This is a genomic window from Pseudomonas sp. CC120222-01a (assembly GCF_003097235.1).
Lineage (GTDB): Bacteria > Pseudomonadota > Gammaproteobacteria > Pseudomonadales > Pseudomonadaceae > Aquipseudomonas.
The window spans coordinates 22,690-36,457 of record NZ_QEQQ01000037.1 but is presented as its reverse complement, the minus strand read 5'-3'; the positions used below and the strand labels follow the sequence as shown (position 1 = coordinate 36,457).

Sequence of the window (13,768 nt, the reverse complement as noted above, 5' to 3'; positions counted from 1 at the left end):
GCCCTGTTACAGAGTGATCAGGTTTATCAACGCAAACCGAACAACAACCCGGAGGCTGCTATGAGCCTCTGACCACCCGAGTAATGCCACCGGGGCGCCAAGCGCTCCAACCCCTGCTAGTGAACATTGACCCTAGGTAAGACCGTCGCAGATAGATGCCTCCGCTCCTACAGGCCTAATAGTGGCCTCAATGTAAACGGCACACTGCGAGCTCACCACGATGTTGGCCAGAAGCAAAAAGCTTCCTCGAATAGGCCTGATACATAGATGCAACCGGGTTCCTATGTTCAAAAGCAGCTAGACAGTGTGGGCGAGTCCATACATAGGAGCGGCCTTGCGTCGCGAAAGGGCCGCAAAGCGGCCCCGGGCATTTCAGCGTTAATGCAAAAATCGAGGGGCTGCTACACAGCCCTTTCGCGACACAAGGCCGCTCCCACAGGGTCGACTCAGCTACCCGACCAACTGCAATACCGCTCGCCAATCCCGCTGCTAGTCTTCGACAGACCATACCTGTCAAAAAGCCACCATCATGCCAGCCACCGCTCGCTTGCTGCTTTTCTGTGCCTTGTTTTCGGCCTCGGCGTCGAGCATGGGCATGACGATCTACAAGACCGTCGACAACACTGGCGTGGTCTCATACTCCGATCGCTACAGCCCGGGGGCAAAAACCTTCGAGCTAAGCGAACCGATCCTCGATCACATCGACGGCAAGGTACGCCTGCAGGCCGAAACCTTCCCGGGCGGCGTGCGCTTCATGGTGCGCAACGACTTGTATGTGCCGATGCAGGTCGAGCTGCGTATCGACAAGCTGACCAACGCCTTCGGTGGCAACCAGCCGCGCAACATACGCGCCGTGGTGGGGCCGCGTTCGAGCAAGGTGCTGAGCTCGGTGCTGGCTGCGCCCGGTGGCAAGCTGCAATACGTCACCAGCTTCCAGTACGCCATGGGCGACCCTGGCCAGCGCTCTCTGGCCTACCGCTATCCGTTTCCCTGGAAGGGCGGGCCATTTCGCCTGACCCAGGGGCCCAACGGCCGCTTCAGCCACTTCGGCCCCAGGAGCCGTTATGCAATGGACATCGCCATGCCGGAGGGCACGCCGATCATTGCGGCCCGGGGCGGTATGGTGGTGAAGGTCGAGAATGGCCAGAGTGGTCGAGGCAACAACCCGGGGGGCAATTTCGTGCGGATTCTGCACCCCGACGGCACCATGGGCGTGTACCTGCACCTGATGCGCGGTTCGGTGGTGGTGCGCGAAGGGCAGCAGGTGGTGGTCGGGCAGGCCCTGGCCAAATCGGGCAATACCGGTAACAGCACCGGGCCGCACCTGCATTTCGTAGTGCAGCGCAATGTGGGCTTGGCGCTGGAGTCGATACCTTTCCAGTTCGCCCGGCCGCTTGGCGGGTTGCCGGACTTCACCGCCGGCAACCCATAAGGCCGCTTGCCTGAATGTGATTTATAAGCTACAAATTATCCATGAAGAGTATCAAGCAGACAGCCACCTACAGGAATTGGGAGCGCAAGCTAAGGGACAAGCAGGCAAGGGCAATCATTGCTGCACGCGTTTTCCGCTTGGCGCATGGCTTGCTTGGTGATGTACAGCCAGTAGGTCAAGGCGTTAGCGAACTGCGTATCCATCATGGCCCCGGTTATCGTGTCTATTTTCAGCAGCGCGGTAATCAGTTGGTGCTGTTGCTATGTGGTGGAGACAAAAGCAGCCAGTCGCGGGATATCGAGACAGCCAAATCACTGGCCAGCCAGTGGAGTGATGATGAATGAAAGAACAGTTCTATGACTACGACCCAGCAGAAGCGCTGACCGACGCAGAGTCCATTGCCATATTCATGGAGGATGCCTTTGAGACGGGTGACGCAGCCTACATCGCGCAGGCCCTTGGTGTAGTCGCCCGTGCCAAAGGTATGACGGCTATTGCTGCTGAGGCGGGCGTTTCCCGGGAGCATCTGTATCGCTCGTTCTCGGAGAAAGGTAACCCTACACTCAAGACAATGTTGGCTGTGATGCGAGCCGTTGGCCTGGACCTCACGTCTCGCAGGCACAGCAAACCTGCGCACTGACTAGCAGGACGCTGCGGGGGCCTTGAAGCGGCCCCTCAGGTCAGTCGAGCTTGAGCACCTTGGCCAGGACGATCTTCGGCCCTTTCATCTTCTTGATGATGATGCGCAGGCCTTCGACTTCCAGCACTTCCTCTTCCTCAGGCACGCGCTTGAGGGTCTCGTAGACCAGGCCGGCGAGGGTTTCTGCCTCGATGTGGTCGAGGTCGACACCGAGCAGGCGCTCGACCTTGAACAGCGGCGTATCGCCCCGCACCAGCAGCTTGCCTGGCTGGTAGGCGAGGATGCCGCGTTCGGTCTTGCGGTGTTCGTCCTGAATGTCACCCACCAGCACTTCCAGCACGTCTTCCATGGTCAGGTAGCCGATCACCTTGCCGTCGGCTTCCTCCACTAGCACGAAGTGCGCGCCACCTTTGCGGAACTGCTCCAGCAGCTGCGACAGCGGCATGTGCCGCGACACGCGCTCCAGCGGGCGGGCCAGGTCGTCCAGGTCGATGGTTTCGGGAAGGTGTTCGAGTTCGGCCAGCTCCAGCAGCAAGTCCTTGATGTGCAGCAGGCCGGTGAACTCCTCGCGCTCGGCGTCGTACACCGGGTAGCGGCTGAACTTGTGCCGGCGTACCAGGGCGAGGATTTCCTTGAGCGGGGCCTGGGCGTCGATGCTGACCATGTCCTCACGCGAGTTGGCCCAGTCCACCACTTCCAGCTCGCCCATTTCCACGGCCGAGGCGAGTACGCGCATGCCTTGGTCGCTTGGGTCCTGGCCACGGCTGGAGTGCAGGATCAGCTTGAGTTCTTCGCGGCTGTAGTGGTGCTCGTGGTGCGGGCCGGGCTCACCCTGGCCGGCGATGCGCAGGATGGTGTTGGCGCTGGCGTTGAGCAGGTAGATGGCCGGGTACATGGTCCAGTAGAACAGGTACAGCGGCACGGCGGTCCACAGCGACAGCAGCTCGGGCTTGCGGATCGCCCACGACTTGGGCGCCAGTTCGCCGACCACGATGTGCAGGTACGAAATGACGAAGAAGGCGACGAAGAACGACACCGCCTTGACCAGTTCGGCGCTGTCCACGCCCAGGTAGGCCAGCAGCGGCTCCAGCAGGTGGGCGAAGGCCGGCTCACCGACCCAGCCCAGGCCCAGCGAGGCGAGGGTGATGCCCAGCTGGCAAGCCGAGAGGTAGGCGTCGAGCTGGTTGTGGACCTTTCGCAGGATGCTGCCGCGCCAGCCATGCAGTTCGGCGATGGACTCGACGCGGGTGGCGCGCAGCTTGACCATGGCGAACTCGGCGGCAACGAAGAAGCCGTTGAGCAGCACCAGCAGGAAGGCGAAGATGATCATGCCGAAATCGGCGAATAACGAGGTGAGGCTGATACCAGGGGAAGGGTCCATGATGGAGTTTTTACGGGGTCCGTCTTTGAGATAGAGAGAAAAAAAGTGCCAGCTCTTGCTGGCACAGGGGGTCCAATGTAGCGGCTGGGGCTGCAAAAGCAAAGGGCTGCAAAGCAGCCCCCAGTCCCTCAGGCCTTGCCGTTGGCCAATTGTGCCGGCCCAAAGTGACAGGTGAAGGTACTGCCATGCCCCGGCACGCTGCTGATTTCCAGCTTGCCGCGGTGGCGCATCAGCACGTGCTTGACGATCGCCAGCCCCAGGCCGGTACCGCCGGTATTCGATGCACGGCTGGAGTCGACCCGGTAGAAGCGCTCGGTCAGCCGCGGCAGGTGCTTGGCGTCGATACCGACCCCGGAATCCTGCACCGACAGGTGCGCGCCGTGTTCGTCGCCCCACCAGCGGATGCGGATGCTGCCTTCATCCTGGGTGTACTTCACGGCGTTGAACACCAGGTTGGAGAAGGCGCTGCGCAGTTCCGACTCGCTGCCCTTCAGGCGCAGGCCCGGTGCGGCTTCCAGGGTGATCTTCTGGTTACGCGGCCCGGACAGGGCCTGGGCATCGTTCTTGATCGCGGTAAGCAGGGCATCGACCGCCACCGGCTGGTTGTCCGACGGGTAGTCGGTGGCTTCCAGCTTGGCCAGGAGCAGCAGGTCGTTGAGCAGGGTCTGCATGCGCGAGCCTTGCTGGGTCATCTGTTGCAGCGCCCTGGCCCAGCGCGGGTTCACGTCCTCGACGTTGTCCAGCAGGGTTTCCAGGTAGCCGGTGATCACCGTCAGCGGCGTGCGCAGCTCGTGGGAGACGTTGGCGACGAAGTCCTTGCGCATCTGCTCGAGCTGATGAATGCGGGTGACATCGCGCACCAGCATCAGGTGCTCGTTGTTGCCGTAGCGGGTGATGTGCAGTTGCACGCGCAGGCGGTCGTTGATCGGCGAGGGGATTTCCAGCGGCTCGACGTAGTTCTCCGCCTCGAAATACTCCTTGAAGCGCGGGTGGCGCACCAGGTTGGTCACCGGCTGGCCGCCGTCCTGCGGGGTCTTGAAGCCCAGCAGCGTCTCTGCGGCGCGGTTCCACCACTCCAGGTTGCCGTCGCTGTCGAGCATGATCACGGCGTCGCGCAGCGCCGCAGTGGACTCCTGCACCCGGTCGATCACTGCCTGCAGGCGCCCGCGCACGCGCTGGTCGCGACGTTGCAGGTGGTAGATGCTGTCGAACACCTCACCCCACAGGCCGTAGCCATCGGGCGGTGCTTCGTCGGGTTGGTGGTTGCGCAGCCAGTCGTGCAGGCGCAGCAGCTGCTTGAGCGTCCAGCCCAGATAGAGCGCCAGGCCGATGGCCAGGCTCCAGCCGTAATAGCCGCTGACCAGGCCGCCGATCAGGCAGACGGTGATCAGCAGCAACAGGTGGCGAATCAGGGTCGCGTGCCAGTTCTGGTTCAATTGACGGTCCTTGTACAACGACTTGCAGCTTGGCGCTTGTCGGCTCGATCAGCTCTTGGTCGAGAAGCGGTAGCCAGTGCCCCGGACGGTTTGTACCAGATTTTCGTAGGCTTCACCCAGTGCCTTGCGCAGGCGACGGATATGCACGTCGACGGTGCGCTCCTCGACATACACGTTGCCGCCCCACACCTGGTCGAGCAACTGGCCGCGGGTATAGGCGCGTTCCTGGTGAGTCATGAAGAACTGCAGCAGGCGGTATTCGGTAGGGCCCATCTCGGCCGGCTTGCCGTCGATGGTCACGCGGTGGCTGATCGGGTCGAGCAGCAGGCCGCCAACTTCGATTGGCGCTTCGCTGTCGCTCGGGCCGGTGCGACGCAGCACAGCCTTCAGGCGGGCGACCAGCTCGCGGGGCGAGAACGGCTTGGTGATGTAGTCGTCGGCGCCGACTTCCAGGCCCTGGATCTTGTTGTCCTCTTCGCCTTTGGCGGTGAGCATGATGATCGGGATATCGCCGGTCAGCTCGTCGCGCTTGAGGCGGCGTGCCAGCTCGATGCCGGAGGTGCCGGGCAGCATCCAGTCGAGCAGGATCAGGTCCGGTTTGCGGTCGACGATGATCGCGTGGGCTTGCTGGGAGTTCTCGGCTTCCAGGCAGTCATAGCCGGCCATTTCCAAGGCAACGGCGATCATCTCGCGAATCGGTGCTTCGTCGTCGACGATCAGAATGTTTCTGCCAACCATGCTCAAAACCTCTCCCAGGAATCGTGTCTTGGCCCGCATTAGATAACGGAATTATTGCAGCTGTGTGACAGGGTGTTGGCCGTTCTGGCGACATTCCATGACTGGGCTAGGCTTCACAGGGCCGCTGCGACGGCAAACAGAATGCAATCCACCCCCGAATTCATGGTGATTCCAATGACACGACATACGCTGAGCTGGATGGCCCTTTTCGCTGCACTGGCGCTTCCGGGGGTGGCGTCCGCCCACCATGCCATGGAAAAAGACGGCATGTGGGTCGACCACAAAGGCATGACGCTGTACACCTTCGACAAGGATGCAGGCGGCAAGTCGATGTGCAATGGTGATTGTGCGACGAACTGGCCTCCACTGATGGTCGAGAAGGGCGAGAAGGCTGAAGGCAAGTGGACACAGATCAAGCGTGACGACGGCAAGATGCAGTGGGCCTATGACGGCAAGCCGCTGTACACCTTCGTCAAGGACAAGAAGGCCGGGGACATGACCGGTGACGGCATGAAGGACGTGTGGCACGTCGCCAAACCGTAAAGCCTGCCTCCGGACTCTGTGGGAGCGGGTTCACCCGCGCACGCTGCGGTGCAGCCACCATCGCATTCGCCGGTGAACCCGCTCCCACAGGTGGAGGCAAGGATCAGCGCAGGGCGTAATCCAGCACCACCCCGATGAACACCAGCAACCCCGCCCAGTGATTGTGCAAAAACGCCTTGAAGCACGACTCGCGGTCCAGCTTGCGCGTCGACCAGTATTCCCAGGCAAAGCACGCCGCCGCACCCAGCAACCCCAGGTGGAACCAGCCGCCCAGCTCGAAGCGGCTACCCGCCAGCAGCAGACAGCCCAGCGACAGCATCTGCAAGGTCAGGATGATCGTCCGGTCCGCATCGCCGAACAGGATCGCAGTCGATTTCACGCCGATCTTCAGGTCGTCGTCGCGGTCGACCATGGCGTAGTAGGTGTCGTAACCCACCGTCCACAGCAGGTTGGCGATGTACAGCAGCCAGGCACTGGCCGGCAGCTCGCCACCGGCTGCGGTAAAGGCCATGGGGATGCCCCAGGAATACGCGGCACCCAGCACCACCTGCGGGTAATAGGTGTAGCGCTTCATGAACGGGTAGCAGGACGCCAGCGCCACCGCGCCGAAAGACAGCCATACGGTTCGGCTATTGGTGCACAGCACCAGCAGGAAGCTCACGCCGACCAGGATGGCGAACAACGCCAGCGCCTCGCGCGACTTGACCCGGCCACTGGCCAGCGGCCGGTCAGCGGTACGTTTCACGTGGCCATCGACCTTGCGGTCGGCGAAGTCGTTGATGCAGCAGCCAGCAGCGCGCATCAGCACCACGCCCAGGCCGAAAATCAACACATTGGCGAAGGTTGGCGAACCGTGCCCGGCAATCCATACCGCTGACAGGGTCGGCCAGAGCAGCAGGTAGATGCCGATCGGCCGGTCCATGCGGCTGAGCTGGACGAAGTCCCAGGCCCGTGGGTGCAGGCGGTTGAGCGACTTGAGCAGTTGCAGGTACATCAGCGGTTCTCCTCCTTGGCCGCTTGCCACAGTGCAGGCAGGAACACCTCGGCCACCAGCAGGTCGAGGCCGTCACGGGCGAAGCGCGAGCGGCGCCCCCACAGGCCGGCTTGCGCGGCATCGGCTGGCAACCAGCCTTGTGGGTAACGGCACACTTCGATCGGGTGACGGATGAATGCCTGGTCGCAGAACAGCAATTCGCCAAGCGAACGGCTGCCCAGGGTTTCCAGGTCCAGGCCGCCGCGCTCCAGGGCGCTGCGGCTGGCCACGCTGCGGGCGAACACCCAAGGTTCGCCATGCCCGCGCAGGAACACCTCGCGCACCCAGCCTTCGGCACCTGGAGCGATGTTCAGGGCCAGGCATTCGTCTTCGCGCAGCGGTTGCCAGCCTTCGAACAGGGGGGTGACACTGAAATGGTCCTGGGACAGCTGGGTGAGACGGCGAGTCAGGGAGCCTTCGTCGAACAGCCAGTCCAGGGTTGGCTGGTCGATTTCGGTGGCCAGCTGTGAATACGGCAGCCACGCGACAGCGGCTGCTTGCGGGGATTCGTACGACACGTCGGTATGCTTGATGACAGCCAGAGAGGCGGCGAGCTTAGCATGATTGCCCCAACTGCTTGCATAATGCCCGCCTACAACAAAGCCTGAGCAACACCGAGGAAATTGACCTGATGAAAAAGTGGCAGTGTATTGTCTGTGGCCTGATCTATGACGAAGCCGAAGGTTGGCCGGACGACGGCATCCCGCCCGGTACCCGCTGGGAAGACGTACCGGCAGACTGGCTGTGCCCTGACTGCGGCGTGGGCAAGAGCGACTTTGAAATGATCTCCATCGGCTGATAGAGGAAAGCGGCATGACGTCCCCCGTAGTCATCATCGGTACCGGCCTGGCCGGCTACAATCTGGCCCGTGAATTTCGCAAGCTCGATGGCGATACGCCGCTGCTGCTGATTACTGCCGACGACGGCCGTTCCTACTCCAAGCCCATGCTGTCCACCGGCTTTGCCAAGCACAAGGACGCTGACGGCCTGTGCATGGCCGAACCTGGCGCGATGGCCCAGCAACTCAAGGCCGAGATCCGCACCCATACCCGCATCAGCGGTATCGATCCGGGCCACAAGCGCCTGTGGATAGGCGAAGAAGCGATCGAGTATCGCGACCTGGTACTGGCCTGGGGGGCGCAGACCGTGCAGGTGCCAATCGAAGGCGATGGTGCCGGGCGGGTATTCCCGATCAACGACCTTGAAGACTATGCGCGCTTCCGTGCCGCTGCTGCGGGCAAGCAGCGTGTACTGATTCTCGGTGCCGGCCTGATCGGTTGCGAGTTTGCCAACGACATGCGCCTGGGTGGCTTCGAGGTCGACGTGGTGGCGCCTTGCGAGCAGGTCATGCCGACCTTGTTGCACCCGGCCGCCGCTGCTGCCGTGCAAGCCGGCCTGGAAGGGCTGGGCGTACACTTCCACCTCGGCCCGGTGCTGACGCGCTTGCAACAGGCGGGTGAAGGGCTTGAGGCGCATCTGTCCGATGGTCAAGTGATCACCTGCGACCTGGTGGTATCGGCCATCGGCCTGCGTCCACGTACCGACCTCGCCGCTGCCGCCGGGTTGCAGACCAATCGCGGGGTGGTCGTAGACCGCCAACTGCGTACCTCGCACAACAACATTTTCGCCCTTGGCGACTGCGCCGAAGTCGACGGTATCAACCTGCTCTACGTCATGCCGTTGATGGCCTGCGCCCGTGCCCTGGCGCAGACCCTGGCCGGTAACCCGACCGCGGTCAGCTACGGGCCGATGCCGATCACCGTGAAGACCCCGGCGTGCCCGCTGGTGGTGTCTCCGCCGCCAGTGGGCCGTGAAGGCAACTGGCAAGTCGAAGGGCAGGGTAGCGATCTGAAAGTGCTCTGCCATGCCGCCGACAGCCAGTTGCTCGGCTATGCCCTGACCGGCAGCGCCGTCATGGAAAAACTGGCGCTGAATCGGCAGTTACCCGCGCTGATGGCGTGAATAGCGGGCGTTCTGTCGGATTTATCCTGTTGTTGCCAGCACAATGGCCGCCCAGATACTGGCGCGGCCTCGGTGGGCGTGCCATTCTCAGTTCCGTCTGCCGCAGATTAGAGCCTGCGGTGCCTTGAACGCTGCTTCAATGGCAGCACGGCAATAACAACAAGAAATCCCGTCAAAGAGGCTTCACTATGCGTAAACCAGAACTCGCCGCTGTCATCGCTGAAAAGGCTGACCTGACCAAGGAAAAAGCCAATCAGGTGCTGAACGCCATCCTCGACAGCATCACCGGTGCCCTGGACAAGGACACGGTTACCCTGGTCGGTTTCGGCACCTTCGAAAAACGTCATCGTGGTGCCCGCACTGGCAAGAACCCGCAAACCGGTGAGCCGGTGAAGATCAAGGCCAGCAACACCGTTGCCTTCAAGCCTGGCAAGAACCTGCGTGACAGCGTCAATGTTCCCGCCAAGCCAGCCAAGAAAAAGTGATCGACTGCTGACCCCCAGTGTCATCCAAGCGGGCGCCCCAGGGCGCCCGTTATGCATTCTTGGGGCTAAGTGTTGCGAACTTGCGTAATTAGTTCAGGAAAAGGATAAACTGCGCGCTTCAGTCATTTTTTATTCGAGGCGCGTTGATGAAGTTTCGCTTTCTTCTCTGGGCCATGGGGCTGTTGATGGCCAGGGCCAGCCGCAACAACCCGGCATTCCAGCAGCAACTCAAGGGCAAGGACCTGGTGTTCCAGATGCAGACGCTGGACGGCAAGGTGGCGCGGCACTTCATCGTCAGCGGCGAGCGCGTCAGCAGCAAGGGCGGCAGCCATCCGCAGCCGGCCTTCGCCATCGCCTTCAAGGATGCCGCCTACGGCTTTGCCACGATGCAGGCGGGGAACAAGCAGTTGGCGTTCATGCAGGGTATTCAGGACAAGAACATCCAGATCAAGGGCAATCCGGCGCTGGTGATGTGGTTCCAGGGGCTGATGAAATACCTGAAGCCGAAGAAGAAAGGCTGAAATTGCTGGGGGCCGCAAAGCGGCCCCAATGTTCTCAATGCGGGGCGTTGAGTTGCGACGCCAGGTCCCGCAACAAGGCCTCGGCCTCGAGGACCTTGTTCACCACCTCCTCCGCCTTGTCCCGGGTGATCCCCAGACGCTCCAGCAGTTCATCGGGAATCTGCTCCTGTGGCCCCGAACCAATCCCCCGCGAGCGCAGCAGGCGGGTCGCCAGGCACACCAGGTTGGGGTATGCCGAGTATTCGCCGTCATACGCCGGGTCATGCTGGAAACGCAGTGCGGTCGACAACTCTTCGGGCATGTCCCACAGCTTCATCAACCAGGCGCCGATCTGCTCGCGGCTGATGCCCAGCAGGTGTTGTTCCACGTAGGTGTGGCACAGGTGCGGGTTGACCTCCAGATGACGGCAGATCAGCGAGAAGTGCGGTGGGAATACGTGCGCCAGCAGCAAGTAGCCGAAGTTGTGCAGCAGCCCTGCCAGGTAGGTCAGGCCGGCTTCCGGGCGTTCGGCGCGCGGCATGGCGCGGGTCAGGCCTTCGATGATGGCGGCGGTGTAGATCGACTGCTGCCAGTACGGCGTGGCCTGCTGCGGGTGGTCCTTGGGCAGGCTCAGGGTCTTGCCCAGCGCCAGGCCGAGGGCCAGGTTGATCACCAGGTCGAAGCCCAGGACACGGACGATGGCGTCTTCCACCGAGCGGATCTTGCCGGGTGAAGCGTAGTAGGGCGAAGCGGCCCAGCTGACCACTTGGGCGGCCAGGGCCGGGTCGGTTTCGACCACGCCGGTGATGTCGTCGATGCTGGCGTTGGGGTCGACCCGCAGCTTGATGATTTTCTGCGCGGTGTCGGCCAGTGGCGGGATCTCGATGGTCTCTTCCAGGCGCTTCTGGATGCGCCGGGCGGTGAAGGCCTGGACTGCCTGGGTGATTTCCTTGGGGTCGTCATCCGGGCGATCGAGGTTGGGGCGGATGTCGCGCACAGGCTGGCCGAAACTGCCAGCACTGGCCTTGGCGAGCATGCGCTTGAAATCATCACGGCGCACTTTCAGCAGCAGGCCGGCCTCACCGGACTGGATGAACAGGTCTTCGGCCTCGAGCAGCTTGCCTTCGTACAGGCAGGGCGAGCTGGTCAGGGCCGGAATGGCCGGCAAGGCCTTGAGCTGGTGCTTGTCGAGCATCTGCTTGAGGCGTGGCAACGGCACGGCCTTGAGCTTGCGACCGGTCAGCTCTTCGAGACGGTTGAGGTCCAGCAGCTTGCTCTGCGGGAACAGCACCAGCAGGGCGCCGATCTCGTCGTCGAGCAGGACCGCCTGCACTCGGGACGCGGCTGGCAGCTCCGGATGTTCCGCCACCTCTTCGAAGGCAACGTGCAGTTTTTCGAGCAACAGCCGGATGACAGACGGTGCGTGTGGGGTTGCGGTGTCCAGGGCAACTTCAGTCATGGTCTGTATCCACAAATTCTTTTAAACGCGAAGTATAACCAGCCTGTTGGCAAAGCTGGATCCATTCTGGGACAGGCGTCACACCTGGCCATATTGTTGACCGTGGCGCAGCCAGCGGTCGAGCAGCGGGCTGACGTGCTCGGGCCAGCGCGCCAGCAGCGCCTGGGCCGCGTCACGCACGGCCGGCAGCAGGTCGGCGTCGCGCATCAGGTCGGCGACCTTGAACTGCAGCAGGCCGGTCTGGCGTGTGCCGAGCATTTCGCCGGGCCCGCGCAGTTCGAGGTCTTTCTCGGCGATGATGAAGCCATCGTTGGTTTCCCGCATGATCCCCAGGCGTTCGCGGCCGATCTGCGACAGCGGCGGGTGATACAGCAGCACGCAGTGGCTGACCGCGCTACCCCGGCCAACCCGTCCACGCAGCTGGTGCAGCTGGGCCAGGCCAAGTCGCTCGGGGTTCTCGATGATCATCAGGCTGGCGTTGGGCACGTCCACGCCAACCTCGATCACCGTGGTGGCGACCAGCAGTTGCAGGTTGCCTTGCTTGAACTCGGCCATGACTTCGGCCTTTTCTGCCGGCTTCATCCGGCCGTGGATCAAGCCCACGCGCAGTTCGCCGAGTGCGCTGCCAAGCTCTTCGTAGGTGCTTTCGGCCGCCTGGCAGGTCAGCTCTTCGGATTCTTCGATCAGCGTGCACACCCAGTAGGCCTGGCGCCCTTCGGCACAGGCGGCGCGAACCCGCTCGACCACTTCGAAGCGGCGGCTGTCGGCGACCAGCACGGTATTTACCGGCGTACGTCCTGGCGGCAGCTCGTCGAGCACCGAGGTGTCGAGGTCGGCATAGGCGCTCATGGCCAGGGTGCGTGGGATCGGCGTGGCGGTCATGATCAGCTGGTGCGGGCACAGCTCGCCGGCCACCCCTTTCTTGCGCAGCGCCAGGCGCTGCTGCACGCCGAAGCGGTGCTGTTCGTCGATGATCGCCAGGGCCAGGTGCTTGAAGCGAACGTCTTCCTGGAACAGCGCGTGGGTACCGACCACCATCGGCGCACCGCCGGCGATCTGCTCCAGCGCGCTGGCGCGGGCCTTGCCCTTGAGCTTGCCGGCCAGCCAGGCGACTTCGATGCCCAGCGGCTCCAGCCAGCGCTTGAAAGTGATGTAGTGCTGTTCGGCGAGGATCTCGGTAGGCGCCATCAGCGCCACCTGGTAACCAGCTTCCAGGGCCTGCAGTGCGGCGAGGGCGGCGACCACGGTCTTGCCGGCGCCGACGTCGCCCTGCACCAGGCGCATCATGGGCTCGTGCTGGCTGAGGTCATAGGCGATTTCGTTGGCTACCCGCTGCTGCGCCCCGGTCGGCTGGAAACCCAGGTTGGCCAGGTACTGTGCCTGCAGGCGCTTGGCCTTGGGCAATACCGGCGCTCGCAGGCTGCGCAGGCTCTCGCGCAGGCGTTGCTGCGACAGCTGATGGGTCAGCAGCTCTTCGAAGGCCAGGCGATGCTGGGCCCAGTGCTGGCCTTCGGCGAGCTCGTCGAGGTCGGCATCGGCCGGCGGGTTGTGCAGGTAGCGGATGGCATCGTCCAGCGGCGCCAGGTGGTAGTCGCGGGCCAGCTCGTCGGGCAGCCAGTCAGGCAGGCTGCGCGGCCCGAGCATCCCAAGGCTCTGCTGGCAGAGCAGGCGCAGGCGCTGTTGGGTAAGGCCTTCGGTGGACGGGTAGATCGGCGTCAGGGTCTGCTCGACCGGTGGCGGCGGCTCGTCGCCATTCAGCGCGCGGTACTCCGGGTGGTAGATCTCCAGGCCCGAGGCGCCGGGGCGGGCTTCGCCGTAGCAGCGCAGGTGGGTGCCGCGCTTGAGGCCTTCCTTCTGCGCATTGCTGAAATGGTAGAAGCGCAGGCTCAACACGCCTGTGCCGTCACCCAGGCGTACCACCAGGCTGCGGCGCTTGCCCATGGTCACGTCGGCACCGCTGACCACGCCCTCGATCACCGCGTCCTGGCCCGGGCGCAACTGGCCGATGGGTACCACGCGGGTACGGTCCTGATAGCGCAGGGGCAGGTGGAACAGCACGTCCTGCAGGTTCTCCAGGCCGACCTTGGCGAGCTTTTCCGCCATGGCATCGCCTACGCCCTTGAGCGCCGTGACCGAGACCTTCGACAGCTCAGTCATGG

At 63.1% G+C, this 13,768-nt stretch carries 15 protein-coding genes; 8 read left to right on the top strand and 7 right to left on the bottom strand.

All coding sequences use genetic code 11. The annotated features are described in order from the left end of the window. Nucleotides 1-529: 529 nt before the first annotated feature. The 3 genes from N430_RS27990 to N430_RS27980 are packed head-to-tail and all read left to right on the top strand — an operon-like array spanning nt 530 to nt 2,072. Nucleotides 530-1,432: a peptidoglycan DD-metalloendopeptidase family protein gene (locus tag N430_RS27990; RefSeq protein ID WP_110639873.1), complete on the top strand. Its 903-nt coding sequence runs from the start codon at nt 530-532 to the stop codon at nt 1,430-1,432. Nucleotides 1,433-1,473: 41 nt separating this feature from the next. Then, nucleotides 1,474-1,776 carry a type II toxin-antitoxin system RelE/ParE family toxin gene (locus tag N430_RS27985; RefSeq protein ID WP_110639874.1) on the top strand — a complete coding sequence of 101 codons (303 nt, stop codon included), beginning with the start codon at nt 1,474-1,476 and terminating at the stop codon, nt 1,774-1,776. After that, nucleotides 1,773-2,072, top strand: coding sequence for an addiction module antidote protein (locus N430_RS27980; RefSeq protein WP_110639875.1), 300 nt, complete (start codon nt 1,773-1,775; stop codon nt 2,070-2,072). The genes N430_RS27985 and N430_RS27980 overlap by 4 nt, the downstream gene beginning before the upstream one ends. Before the next feature lie 40 nt (nt 2,073-2,112). On the opposite strand, the gene N430_RS27975 is transcribed toward N430_RS27980, so the two are convergent. The 3 genes from N430_RS27975 to phoB all read right to left on the bottom strand — a co-directional run bounded on the left by N430_RS27975 (nt 2,113) and on the right by phoB (nt 5,627). Next, nucleotides 2,113-3,453, bottom strand: a complete 1,341-nt coding sequence (locus tag N430_RS27975) for a hemolysin family protein (protein WP_110639876.1) — start codon at nt 3,451-3,453, stop codon at nt 2,113-2,115. Nucleotides 3,454-3,581: 128 nt separating this feature from the next. After that, nucleotides 3,582-4,889, bottom strand: a complete 1,308-nt coding sequence (gene phoR / locus N430_RS27970; protein ID WP_110639877.1) for a phosphate regulon sensor histidine kinase PhoR — start codon at nt 4,887-4,889, stop codon at nt 3,582-3,584. A gap of 48 nt (nt 4,890-4,937) precedes the next feature. Next, nucleotides 4,938-5,627, bottom strand: coding sequence for a phosphate regulon transcriptional regulator PhoB (phoB, locus tag N430_RS27965; protein WP_003253341.1), 690 nt, complete (start codon nt 5,625-5,627; stop codon nt 4,938-4,940). A 174-nt stretch (nt 5,628-5,801) separates the two neighbouring features. Here phoB and N430_RS27960 point away from each other — a divergent pair, with 174 nt between their 5' ends. Beyond that, nucleotides 5,802-6,170, top strand: a complete 369-nt coding sequence (locus N430_RS27960; protein ID WP_110639878.1) for a hypothetical protein — start codon at nt 5,802-5,804, stop codon at nt 6,168-6,170. A 103-nt stretch (nt 6,171-6,273) separates the two neighbouring features. On the opposite strand, the gene ubiA is transcribed toward N430_RS27960, so the two are convergent. Both ubiA and N430_RS27950 read right to left on the bottom strand, forming a co-directional pair. Further along, nucleotides 6,274-7,164: a 4-hydroxybenzoate octaprenyltransferase gene (gene ubiA, locus N430_RS27955; RefSeq protein WP_110639879.1), complete on the bottom strand. Its 891-nt coding sequence runs from the start codon at nt 7,162-7,164 to the stop codon at nt 6,274-6,276. Further along, entirely contained in the window at nt 7,164-7,721 is a 558-nt protein-coding gene (locus N430_RS27950; RefSeq protein ID WP_110639880.1) for a chorismate lyase, read from the bottom strand. The genes ubiA and N430_RS27950 overlap by 1 nt, the downstream gene beginning before the upstream one ends. Nucleotides 7,722-7,834: 113 nt before the next feature. Between N430_RS27950 and N430_RS27945 the strand changes: the two genes are divergently transcribed. The 4 genes from N430_RS27945 (at nt 7,835) to N430_RS27930 (ending at nt 10,171) form a co-directional block, all read left to right on the top strand. Next, nucleotides 7,835-8,002 (top strand): rubredoxin, encoded by a 168-nt coding sequence (locus N430_RS27945; protein WP_027917042.1) that lies wholly within the window; start codon nt 7,835-7,837, stop codon nt 8,000-8,002. A gap of 14 nt (nt 8,003-8,016) precedes the next feature. Beyond that, nucleotides 8,017-9,165: an NAD(P)/FAD-dependent oxidoreductase gene (locus N430_RS27940; protein WP_110639881.1), complete on the top strand. Its 1,149-nt coding sequence runs from the start codon at nt 8,017-8,019 to the stop codon at nt 9,163-9,165. Nucleotides 9,166-9,353: 188 nt separating this feature from the next. After that, nucleotides 9,354-9,650: an HU family DNA-binding protein gene (locus N430_RS27935; RefSeq protein ID WP_060507706.1), complete on the top strand. Its 297-nt coding sequence runs from the start codon at nt 9,354-9,356 to the stop codon at nt 9,648-9,650. A gap of 146 nt (nt 9,651-9,796) precedes the next feature. Continuing rightward, on the top strand, nt 9,797-10,171 hold the full coding sequence (locus N430_RS27930; protein ID WP_110639882.1) for a helicase: 375 nt from the start codon (nt 9,797-9,799) through the stop codon (nt 10,169-10,171). A gap of 34 nt (nt 10,172-10,205) precedes the next feature. Here N430_RS27930 and N430_RS27925 read toward each other — a convergent pair whose 3' ends face one another. Together N430_RS27925 and recG are read right to left on the bottom strand one after the other, a co-directional pair. Continuing rightward, nucleotides 10,206-11,609, bottom strand: coding sequence for an aminoacyl-tRNA deacylase and HDOD domain-containing protein (locus N430_RS27925; protein WP_110639883.1), 1,404 nt, complete (start codon nt 11,607-11,609; stop codon nt 10,206-10,208). 78 nt (nt 11,610-11,687) lie between these two features. Then, nucleotides 11,688-13,766 (bottom strand): ATP-dependent DNA helicase RecG, encoded by a 2,079-nt coding sequence (recG, locus tag N430_RS27920; RefSeq protein WP_110639884.1) that lies wholly within the window; start codon nt 13,764-13,766, stop codon nt 11,688-11,690. Nucleotides 13,767-13,768 lie beyond the last annotated feature (2 nt).

Coding starts and splice junctions, on each gene's coding strand:
- N430_RS27980 (WP_110639875.1), top strand. CDS start 1,773: ATGAAAGAACAGTTCTATGACTACGACCCAGCAGAAGCGCTGACCGAC.
- N430_RS27975 (WP_110639876.1), bottom strand. CDS start 3,453: ATGGACCCTTCCCCTGGTATCAGCCTCACCTCGTTATTCGCCGATTTC.
- recG (WP_110639884.1), bottom strand. CDS start 13,766: ATGACTGAGCTGTCGAAGGTCTCGGTCACGGCGCTCAAGGGCGTAGGC.
- N430_RS27935 (WP_060507706.1), top strand. CDS start 9,354: ATGCGTAAACCAGAACTCGCCGCTGTCATCGCTGAAAAGGCTGACCTG.
- N430_RS27925 (WP_110639883.1), bottom strand. CDS start 11,609: ATGACTGAAGTTGCCCTGGACACCGCAACCCCACACGCACCGTCTGTC.
- N430_RS27930 (WP_110639882.1), top strand. CDS start 9,797: ATGAAGTTTCGCTTTCTTCTCTGGGCCATGGGGCTGTTGATGGCCAGG.
- ubiA (WP_110639879.1), bottom strand. CDS start 7,164: ATGTACCTGCAACTGCTCAAGTCGCTCAACCGCCTGCACCCACGGGCC.
- N430_RS27940 (WP_110639881.1), top strand. CDS start 8,017: ATGACGTCCCCCGTAGTCATCATCGGTACCGGCCTGGCCGGCTACAAT.
- phoB (WP_003253341.1), bottom strand. CDS start 5,627: ATGGTTGGCAGAAACATTCTGATCGTCGACGACGAAGCACCGATTCGC.
- N430_RS27985 (WP_110639874.1), top strand. CDS start 1,474: ATGAAGAGTATCAAGCAGACAGCCACCTACAGGAATTGGGAGCGCAAG.
- N430_RS27945 (WP_027917042.1), top strand. CDS start 7,835: ATGAAAAAGTGGCAGTGTATTGTCTGTGGCCTGATCTATGACGAAGCC.
- N430_RS27990 (WP_110639873.1), top strand. CDS start 530: ATGCCAGCCACCGCTCGCTTGCTGCTTTTCTGTGCCTTGTTTTCGGCC.
- N430_RS27960 (WP_110639878.1), top strand. CDS start 5,802: ATGACACGACATACGCTGAGCTGGATGGCCCTTTTCGCTGCACTGGCG.